This window comes from Kitasatospora sp. NPDC101235 (assembly GCF_044767505.1).
Classification (GTDB): Bacteria; Actinomycetota; Actinomycetes; order Streptomycetales; family Streptomycetaceae; genus Kitasatospora.
Window position 1 is genome coordinate 1 of sequence record NZ_JBIWNZ010000053.1, and the last position, 12,337, is coordinate 12,337.

At 71.7% G+C, this 12,337-nt stretch carries 13 protein-coding genes; 2 read left to right on the top strand and 11 right to left on the bottom strand.

Annotated features, from left to right (window positions below; all coding sequences use genetic code 11):
• The 4 genes from ACIRRH_RS41675 to ACIRRH_RS41690 all read right to left on the bottom strand — a co-directional run.
• On the bottom strand, positions 1 to 374 hold a 374-nt coding region (locus tag ACIRRH_RS41675; protein WP_403078472.1), incomplete at its 3' end, for a transposase.
• A 125-nt stretch (positions 375 to 499) separates the two neighbouring features.
• Positions 500 to 931, bottom strand: coding sequence for a transposase (locus ACIRRH_RS41680; protein ID WP_403078474.1), 432 nt, complete (start codon positions 929 to 931; stop codon positions 500 to 502).
• A 355-nt stretch (positions 932 to 1,286) separates the two neighbouring features.
• Complete coding sequence (locus ACIRRH_RS41685) at positions 1,287 to 1,517, bottom strand: hypothetical protein (RefSeq protein ID WP_403078475.1); 231 nt, start codon at positions 1,515 to 1,517, stop codon at positions 1,287 to 1,289.
• A gap of 486 nt (positions 1,518 to 2,003) precedes the next feature.
• A complete protein-coding gene (locus ACIRRH_RS41690) occupies positions 2,004 to 2,891 on the bottom strand; it encodes a sigma-70 family RNA polymerase sigma factor (RefSeq protein ID WP_403078476.1) in 888 nt (295 codons plus the stop codon).
• An 83-nt stretch (positions 2,892 to 2,974) separates the two neighbouring features.
• On the opposite strand from ACIRRH_RS41690, the gene ACIRRH_RS41695 reads away from it, so the two are divergent.
• Positions 2,975 to 3,424 carry a carboxymuconolactone decarboxylase family protein gene (locus ACIRRH_RS41695; protein WP_403078478.1) on the top strand — a complete coding sequence of 150 codons (450 nt, stop codon included), beginning with the start codon at positions 2,975 to 2,977 and terminating at the stop codon, positions 3,422 to 3,424.
• 233 nt (positions 3,425 to 3,657) lie between these two features.
• Here the strand turns inward: ACIRRH_RS41695 and ACIRRH_RS41700 are convergent, their stop codons facing one another.
• From ACIRRH_RS41700 to ACIRRH_RS41730, 7 genes are all read right to left on the bottom strand, one after another.
• Positions 3,658 to 4,785 carry a winged helix DNA-binding domain-containing protein gene (locus tag ACIRRH_RS41700; RefSeq protein ID WP_403078503.1) on the bottom strand — a complete coding sequence of 376 codons (1,128 nt, stop codon included), beginning with the start codon at positions 4,783 to 4,785 and terminating at the stop codon, positions 3,658 to 3,660.
• 553 nt (positions 4,786 to 5,338) lie between these two features.
• A complete protein-coding gene (locus tag ACIRRH_RS41705; protein WP_403078480.1) occupies positions 5,339 to 6,292 on the bottom strand; it encodes an NADP-dependent oxidoreductase in 954 nt (317 codons plus the stop codon).
• Positions 6,293 to 6,762: 470 nt separating this feature from the next.
• On the bottom strand, positions 6,763 to 7,380 hold the full coding sequence (gene thpR / locus ACIRRH_RS41710; RefSeq protein WP_403078481.1) for an RNA 2',3'-cyclic phosphodiesterase: 618 nt from the start codon (positions 7,378 to 7,380) through the stop codon (positions 6,763 to 6,765).
• A 352-nt stretch (positions 7,381 to 7,732) separates the two neighbouring features.
• Entirely contained in the window at positions 7,733 to 8,434 is a 702-nt protein-coding gene (locus ACIRRH_RS41715) for a hypothetical protein (RefSeq protein ID WP_403078483.1), read from the bottom strand.
• Positions 8,434 to 9,054, bottom strand: coding sequence for a SigE family RNA polymerase sigma factor (locus ACIRRH_RS41720; RefSeq protein WP_403078484.1), 621 nt, complete (start codon positions 9,052 to 9,054; stop codon positions 8,434 to 8,436). The genes ACIRRH_RS41715 and ACIRRH_RS41720 overlap by 1 nt, the downstream gene beginning before the upstream one ends.
• Before the next feature lie 426 nt (positions 9,055 to 9,480).
• Complete coding sequence (locus tag ACIRRH_RS41725; RefSeq protein ID WP_403078486.1) at positions 9,481 to 10,350, bottom strand: hypothetical protein; 870 nt, start codon at positions 10,348 to 10,350, stop codon at positions 9,481 to 9,483.
• Between the two features lie 271 nt (positions 10,351 to 10,621).
• Positions 10,622 to 11,200 carry an NUDIX domain-containing protein gene (locus ACIRRH_RS41730; protein WP_403078488.1) on the bottom strand — a complete coding sequence of 193 codons (579 nt, stop codon included), beginning with the start codon at positions 11,198 to 11,200 and terminating at the stop codon, positions 10,622 to 10,624.
• Positions 11,201 to 11,734: 534 nt separating this feature from the next.
• On the opposite strand from ACIRRH_RS41730, the gene ACIRRH_RS41735 reads away from it, so the two are divergent.
• Positions 11,735 to 12,121, top strand: a complete 387-nt coding sequence (locus ACIRRH_RS41735; RefSeq protein WP_403078489.1) for a hypothetical protein — start codon at positions 11,735 to 11,737, stop codon at positions 12,119 to 12,121.
• Positions 12,122 to 12,337: the final 216 nt, after the last annotated feature.

Below are 12,337 nucleotides of genomic sequence, written 5' to 3' on the forward strand. Positions count from 1 at the left end.
CAGTTGCCGCGTTTGCCCAGCGCACCGCAGTACATCCGCGCCACCCCCGGCGAGTCGTAGCCGTCCTTGGGGAATCCCACATCGTCGATGGCATATGCCTGCGGGGAGATGTGAGCGGCAGTCCAACGAGCCAGCCGCTCACGGACCTTGACCCAGTCCCACGTCGAGGAAGCGACGAACTGCTGGAGCTGCTGATGGTCCACGCCCAGGCGCTCGGCCATCGGCTGCATCGACTTGCGCTTGCCGTCCAGCATCAGCCCGCGCAGGTACAGCTCACCCTTGGCCCGCTGATCCCGGCGGGCCAGCGAGCCGAGCATCTCCGCAGCGAACGCCTCCAAGCGCGGGCGGACCGTCTCCATCTCCTCAGGTGTCACACCCGAAAGAAGATCACAACCTATCCGACAACGATCACTTGGGGTACCTAACAAAGCCCTACTAGAAGTTTGCTGAAGATCTTGTGTGGGAGGGGCTGTTTCGGTTGGGGACAGCCCCTCCTGCGCTATGCGGGTGCGGGGGTGATGGTCCAGGTGTGGCCTCTACGGGTGAGTCCGAGGTTGATCAGGCGGCGGAGGTTGAGGGCGGCGGCGCGGTTGTGGAGCCAGGTGTTGTCCTTCAGGACGCCTCGGTAGGGGACGCGGCGGTTGCCGCGGGCGGTGAGCCAGGCGATGGTTCGTTCGACCGGTGGCCGCCAGCGGCGGTATTCGGCTTGCCGGTTGGGGTCGGTTGCGGTCCGGCGGGCGGCTTTGAGGCGGTCGTACCGGGGGTGGACGTTGAAGGTGCGACCGGTCTTGGAGCGGGTGCAGCGCTCGCACAGCGGGCAGGTGCGGCAGAGGGTCTTGAACTGGGCCTGGCGGTTGCCGTTGGTGAGGGGGCGGCCGAGGGCCTTGGTGTGGCCGGTGGGGCAGGTGACGGTGCCGGCGCGGGTGTCCACGTGGAAGTCGTCGCCGGTAAGCCTTCGAGGAGCATGAACGGCCGCAGTAGAGCGGGCGTCGGCCGGGCCCGGGGCGCGCAGTTCGGCGCCACACTCGGCACAGCCCAACGCCCGCGGCCCTGCCTCAATTCGCCGCGCGTCGATACCCGAGGTGACCTTGATTCCCCACGCGTCGTTTCCGGTCTCCGTGATCGGGAGAGTATCCGGCCGCCCGGACAGCACGGCGGCACCGGTGGCGTGCGGCCGACCGCAGCGCATGCACAGGCCGCCCATGCGCGTGCGCATGGGCGGCGTGCGCGGGGACGGCAGGCGGCGATTGCGCAGGCACGGCAGCGTGTGCCCGGCGCGGCCGGTTCTACTCGGCCGGGGTGAGAGCGAGTCCCCCGGGTCCGAGAGCACGCCGGGCGGTGGGCCGGGCGGGCTGCGCCGGGGTGTCGGGTGTGGCCGGTGCCGGAGCGGTGAAGGGGTCCAGGTGCTGCACCGGCAGGAGGCGCTCGCCGAGCGGCTGGTCGACCGCGGCCGCCTGGTGGGAGAACGGCTGGGCCAGCGGGCGACGGGCCGGACGGCCGGGTTGATCATCACGCATGGCTGAGAGTGTGTCACCCCCGGGCAGGTCCGGTGACCCTATCGGCCCCACGCACGTGCAGCGTCCCGTAACCCGGTCGGCGGTATCTGGGTTCACCCGGTCATATGGGGGCCGCCTGCGAGGCCTCCGGGCGTACGGGGCACCCGAGGTACTGCTTTGGTGCCGTCCAAGGGGTCGCATGGGAAGTGTCGGCGTGGGCGGGTTCCCTTATGGGCGTCGGTGACCTGGTCTGTCGGTGCTGGTCGGCTGCGGTGTGTTGGGACGCGGAACGGGGCTGTGTAGGGGACCCGGCCGGGCTGGTGGCTCCCGCCGGGTGTTGGTGGCCGGCTGAAACGAAACTCCCCGTGGGCGGCGAGTTAGCGGGGGGCTAACTGGCCGCGGATGTCACTCGGTGTGAACAGGCCCCTGGTATCAGATCCTCGCCCGACGCGTGGCCGAGTGGTCGACTTCGTGCTGGAGTACGACCCCCAGGTGCACGGGGCACTTCTACGGGGCCAGGTGGCCCACCGCTGCGGCGAGCTTGGCGGGGTGGACCACGGCGGTGATGTCGGTGATCCGGCCGTCCGCCACGGTGAACGCGAGGACCGACAGCGGGGTGCCGTCCTCGCGCCAGGAGACGACCCCCGGCAGGCCGTTGACGATCGCCGCCCGTCCTCGCGTGGCGGCTCCGGCGGCGAACTGGGCGCTGGCGGCGACCTTGGTGGCGCCCAGGGTGACGAAGACTCCGTCAGCGGTCTCGGCACTGAGGCGGACCTCGGGGTCGAGGACCCGGAGCAGGCCCTCGAAGTCCCCGCCGCGGGCCGCCGCCAGGAAGGCGTCGACCACCGACCGCTGTTCCCGTGCGACCGCCGCTTCCACTGCCGGTCGCTCGGTTCGCTGCACCTTCCGGCGGGCCCGGCTGGCCAGCATCTTGCTGGCGGCGGTGGACTTGTCGAGGATCCGGCCGATCTCCTCGAACGGGACGGCGAACAGGTCGTGCAGGACGAAGGCCAGCCGCTCGCTCGGGCTGAGCGTGTCCAGGACCACGAGCAGCGCCAGGCCGACCGAGTCGGCGAGCGCCGCAGCCTCCTCAGGGGCGGGCGCATCGTCCAGGGCCACGACCAGTTCGGCCAGCTGGTCGTCGTAGGAGGCCTCGGGCCGGGCCTGGCGCGAGCGCAGTACGTCCAGGCTGAGCCGGCCGACCACGGTGGTCAGCCAGCCGCCCAGGTTGTCGATGCCGTCCGCGTCCTGGCGGGACAGGCGCAGCCATGCCTCCTGCACCACGTCCTCGGCGTCCGCCTGCGAGCCGAGCATCCGGTAGGCGACCCGGCGCAGCCGGTCGCGCTGGGTTTCGAAGGCCTGGGCCACCGGGTCGGTCGGGTGGGTGTCGGTCATGGTGTTACCTCTCTCGAATCCGTTCCGTCATAGGTGATGACGGGCCCGAAGGGGCACCGGTAACCGATGAAGGAGCGGGACTGATGGAAGCACGCATGACCGGCACCCCCAACCCCGACCTGATGATCGCGATCAAGCACCTCTACAAGGCGATCGGCGCCGGCGGGGTGGACCAGCGCCTCCTCTCCCTCGTCCACCTGCGGGCCAGCCAGATCAACAGCTGCGCGCCGTGCGTGTACGCGAGCGTGGCGGGGGCGAAGAAGGCGGGCGAGACGGACGAGCGGCTGCACAGCGTGGTCGCGTGGCGCGAGACGCCGTTCTTCACCGACGAGGAGCGGGCTGCCCTCTCTCTGACGGAGGCGGCCACCCGGATCCAGGACGGCGCGCCCGGGGTGACCGACGCGATCTGGGACGAGGCGGCTGACCACTTCACCAAGGAAGAGCTGAACGCGATCATTCTGGAGATAGCGCTGACCAACTTCTTCAACCGGGTCAACCACACCATCCGGGAGCAGGCGGGCAGGACCTGGTGAGGCGGAAGGTGGTCGGCGACCTCATCAGGGCGGGGGCAGGTGTGTGGCATTGACCGTCCGGAGGATTCACCTGCTGTCGCGTGAGTGATCTCCAGACAGGTCACGGGGCTGATCACGAAGAGTAATATTGACTCGTACCCCGGCACCCGGACGGCAAGGCCGGTCCCGACGGCTGTTGTCCTGGGCGCGCCTTGAGCGTGTGTCATCCGAAGTCCGAGCGAGGGGATCGCTGGTCACAGCATCCGTACCTCGGCCTCGGGGAGTTTTGCCCACCAGTGGTGGTAACGGCCGTAGACAGCCGCCTCGCGGTCGCTGAGGAGGGCAGTCAGGGACTGGGCCTCCTCAGCGAGTCCGTCCCAGACGGCGGGTGCCAGAGGCTGAAAGGCCGTGGCCTCGATGCCGCCGCCCGTGGGGCGCCACACGCCGGCGACATGGCCGTCCACCAGCAGGGTGGGCAGGACGTCGCCGTTGCGCCGGATCACCAGAGGGCGGTAGGCCGGGGGTATCACCCGGCTGCGGTCGGCGTAGGCCAGCAGAATGCTGTCCCACATGGCCATGAGCCGGGGAGGAGCGGGGGTTTCGGCGGACGGCCGGGAGGCGCCCGGGAGATCGAACAGCGTGTCGCCGTCCGGCCCCTGGAACTGTTCGACGGCGCCGTCCAGAGCGCGGAGCGCCGTGCGGACGTGCGTCCGTTGCACCAGAGCGAATTGCGCCACGTCCGCGACCGACGCAGGTCCGAACCCCGCCAGATAGCGCAGGATCAGGGCCTGCAGGGCCTGGTGCTCCCCGTCCTCTGGCACGGGCGCGGTTCCGGCCGCGACGAAGGACGGCCGGGGGCCGAACGACCAGGGCGCATCCGTCGGGGCATGGTGCAGCGGCGCATAAGCCTTCAGCCCCCACCATGCCCCGTCCTTCTTCCCGGCGCCGAGACGCTTCTCGGCCCACGCCTGCATCTCTGCCGAGGTCCGCGGTTGGCAGGCAAAGGCCAGCAGCTCGGGCACCAGCTCGTCGGCGTCCGCGGGGGTCAGCCCGGCGGCAGCGAAGCGGGAGCCGAGTCGGGAGGCGTACAGCAAGGGCTGCACTGCCGCGCGGAAGACCGGATAGTCCTCGGCGTGCACGGCGTGCAGGGTGATCCGCATCAGGGTCGCCTTGACCACCGACCGCCCGGTGAAGGCTGCGTCGAGCTCGGCCGGGGCGAAACCGGTGAGCCGGTTCCACAGGGCAACGTACGGCGAGGCCGGGTGCTGCGCCTGGAGCGCGACCACGCGCCGTATCCCGTCGGGGACGGTCAGCGGCTCGCGTTCCAGCAGCAGCTGACGGCTGAGGGTCGCCCGGTTGAGTTCACGCGCGGTGATCATCACAGCCCAGCATTCTGCCCTGTCTCGCACCCGCCGGCGCCCGGCAGCGAGCCCGGACCTCCGACCACAGGTCCGGACGACATGGCATGAGAGTCCATTCCACGCCTGACCGATCCAACAGGTCACACCGGTGACGGGGGTGAGCTGCTCCCCTCCGTGGCTCGCACGCGCGGCTCGCCGCCGGGCATCCGCCGCTTCCACACGGGCCTGCTTCGCTTCCCTCTCGACCAGGCGCGCGGGACGGAACTCCTCCTCCGTCCGGTAGTCCACCGCCCGGCGCAGTTTGCGGCCGACGGGCCGGCGACAGCCGCGGACGTGGCGGCGTGCGGCCCTGGGATGCACGGCCAGGAGGGCCGTGAGCAGGCGGATCGCCCGCTGGGTGGTCCTGTCCGGGATGAAAGTCCTGCTCGGCGGGCCGTCGGCATACTGCTCCAGCAACGCCGGGAGCCGTGTCTGGACGGTGCGCAGTTCCGCCACCGGGCAGTTGCCCCGGCTACCGGCGGTGTGGGCCTGACAGCGTGGCCCAGCCGGAGGTCACCGGCTGGGCTGCGGTCGGCTATCCGTCCGCGACCTGGATGACGACCTTGCCGCGCTGGTGTTCGTTCTCCAGGGCCTCGTACGCGGCGCGCGTCTGCGCGAGCGGGACGACCCGGTCGACCTGCGGGAGCAGCCGTCCGCTCGTGATCAACTCGCTGATGGCGTCGAGCCCGTCACGGTCCGGTTCGACGATGAAGAACACGCCACGTGCGGCGGGGTCCCGGGCCGCGCTGGGGTCGGGTGGCTCGACGATGCTGACCAGGACGCCGCCCGGGCGCAGCACGGCCCACGACCGGGTCTGGGTGTCGCCGCCCACCGTGTCGAAGACGACGTCCACGTCGGCCACGTGGTCCTCGAACCGGCCGCCTGCGTAGTCGATGACGTCCTGGGCGCCGAGGCCGGCGACGAATTCGGCGTCGCGGGCCGAGGCGGTGGCGGTGACCCTTGCGCCCAGTGCGGTGGCGATCTGGACGGCGAACGAGCCGACGCCTCCGGCGCCGCCGTGGACGAGGACGTGCCGGCCGGGCTCCAGGTGGGCGTGGTCGACCAGGGCCTGCCATACCGTGAGCGCCGCCAGCGGGACGGCCGCCGCACTGCGGTGGTCCAGTCGGGCCGGCTTGGCGGCGAGGATCCCGGCCGGCACGCCGACGTACTCGGCGGCGGCCCCGTCCTGCAGGAACGGAATCAATCCGTACACCTCGGCGCCCAAGGCCGGAGCCGTGACACCGGCCCCGTGCTCGACCACGACGCCGGACGCCTCGTGCGCGGGGATGACGGGCGTCCGGTCCCGCCCGGAACCGTCGAAGCTGTCGGTCCAGGTGGCGTCCCAGGCGAGCTCTCCCGCGGTGATGGAGGCGGCCCGGACCGCGACGACGACCTCACCGGGCCCTGGCTCGGGACGCGGCGCACTCTCGTAGACCAGTTCTTCGGGGCCTCCGCGCCGGTGAGCGCGTACCGCGCGCATCATGCTCATGAGGTCCTCGCTTCCGGGTCACGGGCGGGGCCGTGCCGAAGGCCACGCAGTCACGACCAGCATCACAGGCGGCGCCGCGGCCCGGCATCGCCCATTCAAGGGATCTTCAGCGAACCACCGGCCCACCCCGCATGAGAAGCCGGGCCGTGCAGCCCTACGCCTTGCGATCGGGGTGGTCGCGGGCGTGCTGCCGCCGGGCCTCCCACCACGGATCGCCCGGCACGGTCACCAACGCGGCGAGCCGCTGTCGATTGGTCGGCCTGGGCAGAATCAGCGACCCGAGGTCCCCTCCCGCTCCGGGCACTGTGGGAGAAGCTCGCGGGCGGGGGCTTCGAGACCACCTCGAACGAGTCCGGTTCGCCCGCCCGGTCCGCCTCGCCCGGCTGGGACAGACGGCGGTCGGCCCAGACCCGGTGGCGGCCTCCGGCACGGCGCCGACTTCCCGCCCCTCGCAGGTGCTCGCCCGCGGGCTACGGCTCGGTGAGAGCGCCGCCGCCGCGGGCCTGGACGGCGGCGCCGAACCGCCACGCCTCGATGTCGCGATAGCGGATCGGCCCGGGGCCACGGCCGATGTTGCTGCCGACGAGGTGGAGACGTTCGGCCCGCCACGGCCGGCCCACGAATCCGGTGAGCCCGGCCGCGGCCTGCGGCACGCTGACGGGGTCGTCACGGCGGGACCGTGCCAGCGTCAGATGGGGACGCAGCGGCCGGTCCCTGAACTCGATTCCGCAGGACCTGATCAGGTCCCGGACGTCGGCGGCGAGCTGGTGCAGTCCCTCCAGATCCCCGTCGATCCCGCTCCACAGCAGCCGCTGATCGAAGTGGCCGCCGCCCCGCAGGCCCAGGTGCAGGGCGGGATGCGACGCGGCCGGGGCGGCCAGCGCCGACCGCAGCAGCGGCACCGCCGTGGACGGCTGTTCGCCGAGGAAGGCCAGGGTGATGTGCCAGTCCTCGATCCGGTTCCACCGCAGCCGCGGGTACCTGGCGTAGGTGGGCTGCAGGGCCCGGGCCAGTTCGTCCTTGGCGTCGTCGGGCGGAGCCAGGGCCACGAAGACGCGCAGGGTCGAGGGTTCGGGGTGATCGTCCACGAGGGGGGAGGTTAGCCGAGGGCGGGTCGCCCGTGCTCGCTGGTGCCGGACAGGTTCCGGGCCGGTCCGGGCAGGCCGTGGGGCTCGGCTGGACGACAGCACCGGGCGCAGCGCTGACGGCCCCCACCGCTGCGCCCGCCCGCCGGTACCGAGCGGGAACCGGCCGGCATCGGCAGACCGGGGCCGAGCCGCGCAGGCGGGCGGACGTCCCGGCGTGAGGCGTTCGCGGCCGCCGTGGGGATCGCGGCGACTGCGGCAGGGTGGGTGTCCGGGCCGGCCGCCGGCGCCTGGCCGAGTACGCGGCCGCGGTGCTCGTCTGCGACCGGCGCCTCGACCGCGATGCCGGTCTGATTCAGGACGACAGCGTTTTGCTGGCCAGTACCCTCCCCTGGGCGTCGTACGCGGCGAGCTTGATGCCCTCGGGCGGGTATGCCTTCGAATCACCGGAGGCCTTGAGGCTGGGCCCCCAGACATAGCCGCTGGCGTAACCCGGGTTGCCGGGAAGCGAGGCGACGGTGGCCCAGTACGCCTGGCCGTCCAGCTCGATGGTCATCCGGGCCACCTGCCCGGGCCCGTGGTAGACGAGGTTGTACAGACCCTCCTGGTACTGCCGGGGGGCCCCGTAGTACTGCATGGTGATCTCGGTAGTGCTTCCCGCCCAGGAATGCCCGCTGCACCCCGAACCGCTTTTGTAGGCGGGGGCGTCGTGGATGCAGATCTCCTGGTCCTTCAGCTGCATCCACCAGTCCTGGCGGCCCAACGGCAGTTGCTGGCCTGGCTCCACCACCACGGCCTCGGGAGCCGGCCCGACCGGGACCAGCAGAGTCTGCGAGGCCGGCCCGGCGGCCCGGCCCCCGCGCTGCGCGGACAGTGCCGCACCCGTACCGGCCACCACCGCGAGTGCGGCCACCACCGCGGATGCGCCCATCGCCATCCGGCGCCCCCGCCGCTGCCGGCGCACCTGAACCCACACGGGCCCGGCAGACCAGTCCGCCACCGCGACCCGGGCCGCCTCATCCCGCAGAGCGCCGCGCACCATGTCCTCGGTGTCCATCACCTGTTGCCTCCGTCCGTGTCGTCGATCGTTGAACCGGTGCCCGCCGAGTACGAGGCCAGTGCCGGGTGTCCGCGCAGTTTCGCCAGGCCTCGGCTGGCCTGACTCTTCACGTTGCCCAGCGAGCAGCCGAGCACTTCGGCGACCTGGCCCTCGCTCATGTCCTCCCAGTAGCGCAGGACGACCACGGCCCGCTGGCGCTGTGGCAGCTCCGCCAGCGCCTGGAGCAGCGCCGAGCGCTCCTCGATGTCGCGGTGGCCACCGCCCGCGGTGTACGCCCGATCGGGAAGGACGGGCATGAGCAGTTGCCTGACCCGGCGCCGCCGGTGTCGGCTCAGGTTGTTGTTCACCAGGGCCCGGTGGACATAGGCGTCCGGCTCTTCCAGGCGGCTGATCCGGGACCAGTTCCTGAAGACCTTCGCGAAAGTCGCCTGCACCACGTCCTCGGCCTCGTGGTGGTCGCCTGTGAGCAGGTAGGCAGTGCGCACCAGCCGCCGCCAGCGCGTGGCGGCGAACCCCTCGAAGTCAAGCTCCCGCAGGCCCGGGCCGCCCGCGGAAGCCGATGTTGTGACGGGCCGGGGCGGATCCTCCACCGGGGTGTGCCATACGCTCGTGGTCATCCGATTCCTCTTCGCGTCCACGCGACGACCCGACCGGACCATCGCTCTGCCCTACTCACCACCGCGCCGCCGCAAGGGTTGCATCGCTCTGTCCGCGAGAACGGGCTCCCGTTCAGCTTCGGAAGCCCTGTCGCTGGTTGAGGGGTCCTCTGCCGGCTGATCACGGTGACAGGAGGGATGGCGCGCCTTCCGTACCGCGGCCGACACCGCCACCGACGCCTGGGTGTACCGGCCCGCCGGCCGCCTCGCCTGCACCGCCGGCCACGACGCCGAGCGGCACAGCCGGCGGCCTGCGCCCGTGTGGTGGAACCGGGCCGGAGGCGGCCGTGGCAGAGCATGACGGCGCAGATGGGCGTCGAGGCGGACGGTGGTGCGGGGGCGAGGGGTCCGACAACGGGAAGGGGCGCCGACGGCGAAGCGGCGTGCTCAGCGGGCGCCTGGGGCGTCCGGCAACCGCACGACGGCGGTACCGGCCTGGGACTCGCCGAACCCCCAGCCCGCGACAAGGGAGCAGCCGACCGCTTCGAGGACATCGCTCCACGGCCAGTGGTCGGTGCCGTAGTAGAAGCCGCCCTCGCTGCGCGCGGCCTCCTCGGTGCGGCAGAGCATGCGGAGATGGTCGCGCAGCGTGGGATGCGCGACCACGCCCAGCCTGTCCTCCCAGGGCTCGTCGGCGCAGCCGGCGCCCGACAGGTCGTGGATCGACACCAGGTGTTCGGGGCCGCGCTCGGTGAACGTGGCGGCCCGCATCGCATCGGCGAGAGTGCCGTCGGTCGCGACGCGCAGCAGCACGGTCAGCCAGCCGTTCAGCTTCGTGGACTCCCCGGTGGTGAGGTCGACCCCGTGGCGGCCCAGGAGCGGTCCCAACTCCGTGCCGCGCACCAGCGCCTCACCGGACTCGTCGACCGTCGAGACGGCCCGCAGGTCGGAGACGAAGGTGTCGTCGAACGGCCGGGGGCCCTTGTGCCCGCCGTCGCCCCACGGTCCCTTTCCCGTCAGGAGGTCGGCGTCGAAGCGGAACAGCGACCCGCCCAGGTCGAACCGCCATGTCCAGGGGGAGAAGGGGTACGCGCCGTCCGGATCCGGAAGGTGCCTCGGCTCCCGGCCCGACAGCGCGTCGGGGGTGGCCCAGGGGTTCGGGAACAGGAACTCGTCGAGGGAGTCCGAGGCGTAGTACACCCCGTATCCGGCGGCGGGGTCGGCGGCCGGTTCTCCGCCGAGCAGTATCGCGAAGGCACCGGCCAGCGCGGCGTCCCACCCGTCGAGGTCGGTCGCCGGGGCCGTTTCGGGCGTCATGATGGGCACTCCTTCAGGTCGGATTCATGTCGTGTCGCACGGGTTGACGCAAGGTATCGGTCGCCGGTGACACCCGCTGTCAGAGCCGGCAGGCTCAACTCGCAGGCCATGACAGCGACTTGTTCACCGCATGACAGCCGAGATCCCTGACCTCGACCGGCAGAAGACCGGCCCGACGACCCCTCGCCCTCGACCAGTCCGCTGCCACCCGTCCCGCTGACACCGCCCCACCCACTCACGGGCCGGACTGCCACGGCCCGGCCCCGACCGGTCAGACGTCGAGTTCGCCGCGGCAGCGCTGGAACAGGCCGAGTGCGGCAACCGACGGGGCGTCGCGGAGCTCTCCGCCCTCGATCAATCGCCACACTTCGTCCTCGCTGAACCAGCGGCTGATCATGCCGGCCTCCGTCTCTTCCGGGTCGGCCTCTCCGCTGGTCAAGCCGGTGGCGAGAATGATGTGGACGCCTTGGTTGCAGTATCCGTAGGCCTCGTACAGATACCCGAGCCGTGTCATCGCTGCGGCAGTGAGCCCCGTCTCCTCCGCGAGTTCACCCCGGGCGAGGTCCAGCGGATCTGCGTCGGGGCGCTCCTCCCACGAGCCCTGTGGGAACTCCCAGTAGCGTCCCTCCACCGGGTACCGGTACTGCTGGACGAGGTGGAATCCACCGTCGGCATAAGGAACGATCAGCGCGAAATCGGGCTTCTCCACCACGCCGAAAATCCCGGTCGAGCCGTCCTGGCGAATCGTCTTGTCCTCGCGGACGGTCATCCAGCGGTTCTTGTATACGACGTCGCTGCTGGTTGCTCGGATCTCTCGGTCGAAATCTTCCGGAGCGCCAGTGATGTGCATGCACGGAAGATTAACCGTCAGGCGCGGACGCTGGGCCAGAGTTCAGGGGCTTTCCCGGCGTCCCGGTCCTGCTCGGGCCGGCGCCTGGTGTGGACGAGCCGGACTGCCCACCACGGGTCGTCGGCCGGTGGGCAGGGCGAGGACGATCGGGCGGGGCGGCCGGCGTGGCAGGCCTGGCGCTCCAGGCGGTCCGGCTCGGCGTTCTTGTGCCTGCTTGTCGACCAGGGCGGCCAGGTCGGGGTCGATGCCGTTCCACGGATTCCACGGGGGGGTGGAAGGCGGGGATGGTGGCGAGGACCTCGGGAGGGTGTGCGGCAGGGCCTGCTGCCCGGTGAAGACGCGGGAGGCCACGGGCAGCGCGGTTGCCCCGCCCGTTATTCCTCGCCTCGCCGTCCCGGTGGGCATGACGTACCCCACAGGGCGGTATGTACAAGTTTCAACATTTCTCCCGTAGCGTCGTTCTTGCCCCACCACAGCGGGGCACCGCCCGGAGCCATCAACCCATGGCTCCGGGCCGATCAAGGAGGAAAGATCATGAACAAGTCCGTCGGACGCCGGGCCGCCACCGCGGCCGCCGCGCTCGCCGCGACGCTCGGTGGGCTGCTGCTCGCCGGCGGCACCGCCTCGGCCGCACCGGTTCAGGCCGTCCACCGCGACACCACCGTCTCCGTCTCCCCGGCGGCCTTCCAGGTCCGCGACCACGAGGGCGACCGCTTCGACCGCTACGGCGGCTACGGCAGCGGGCACACGAGCCGCTGGGACGGCCACCGCTCCTGGGAGCGCCAGGGCAGCTACTGGTACAGCAACGACCACGGCCACCGGTACCGCTACGACGGCCACCGGTTCTACCAATGGGACAGCGGCTGGCAGATCATCCAGGTCATCAACGCGTACGGGTTCAACCCGCACGTCTTCCGCTGACCTGCGACGGCTCGGGGCGGGAACGCGCGCCTGATTCGGTGCCGGCACACCGCGCGGCCCCAGCCGCCCTCTCGCGTCGGCGGGGGGGGGGGCCCCCGGGGGGGGGGCCCCCCCGGCCCCCCCCCCCCGGGGGGGGGGCCCCCCCCCCCCCCGGGGGGGGGCCCCCCCCCCGGGGGTTACGGGGGAAGGGGGGGGGGTGAAAATCAAGAGAGTGGT